1 protein-coding gene is annotated in these 760 nt (G+C 28.2%); it reads left to right on the top strand.

Annotated elements, in window-relative coordinates:
• Positions 1-475 precede the first annotated feature (475 nt).
• Positions 476-739 carry a TcaA second domain-containing protein gene (locus KA909_RS13215; RefSeq protein WP_031590646.1) on the top strand — a complete coding sequence of 88 codons (264 nt, stop codon included), beginning with the start codon at positions 476-478 and terminating at the stop codon, positions 737-739.
• Positions 740-760: the final 21 nt, after the last annotated feature.

Genomic DNA, 760 nt, shown 5'->3' with positions numbered 1-760 from the left:
TTGGGTCATGTAAAAGTCCTCCTGGGTATGTTTTTGTCGTTAAAAACATTGTACCGTAAAAGGACTGTTATATGGCCTTTTTACTTTTACACAATTATACGGACTTTATCCAAATAATGGCCAAAAAGTAGAAGAACAAGACCAAGAAATTCGTGATCAAATTCAATCTACAAAAGATAGTATTGAGAATAGCAATGATGATACAAATTCAAAAATTGCAGAATTACAAAATAAAGTTGATAGCCTAAAACAACAAGCAGATACAGACAAATTAAATAAAGTTGCAGAAGATTATCAGAACACAATTAATAATTTGAAAGACGCAAAAACCCAACAAGATAATGGTAACAATGAAAAAATGGAAGAAGAATTAAATAAAGTTAATAATAAGTTAGATGAAATCAAGAATAAAATTTCATCGTGGTTTAATAGTAATAAATAACTTGCTACTACATTGATATAAAGGGTAATGCGTATGGAAAATGAAAAGACACGTAATAAGAAGCCATATATATATGGTTTCTTATTACTAATAATTATCTTAATTGCTTTAATAATTGTATTTGTAGTTAGAAAAACAGATGCCCTAGGACAAATAAATAAATTTGAAGATGCTGTAGAATCTAATGATTCTAAAAAAGTCAGTGAAATTTTATCCGGTAGTGAACGGACTATGTCAGACAAGGAATCAAAAGCGTTTATAAAATATATGGTTCTGTTGCAAAGTAAAAAAATATAGCTAACCACTAATTTATCATGT

This window comes from Staphylococcus sp. GDX8P54P (genome assembly GCF_017893165.1).
In the GTDB taxonomy this organism is placed as follows: domain Bacteria; phylum Bacillota; class Bacilli; order Staphylococcales; family Staphylococcaceae; genus Staphylococcus; species Staphylococcus borealis.
The sequence above is the reverse complement of the archived record's forward strand: the minus strand, read 5'-3'. Positions and strand labels throughout refer to the sequence as shown.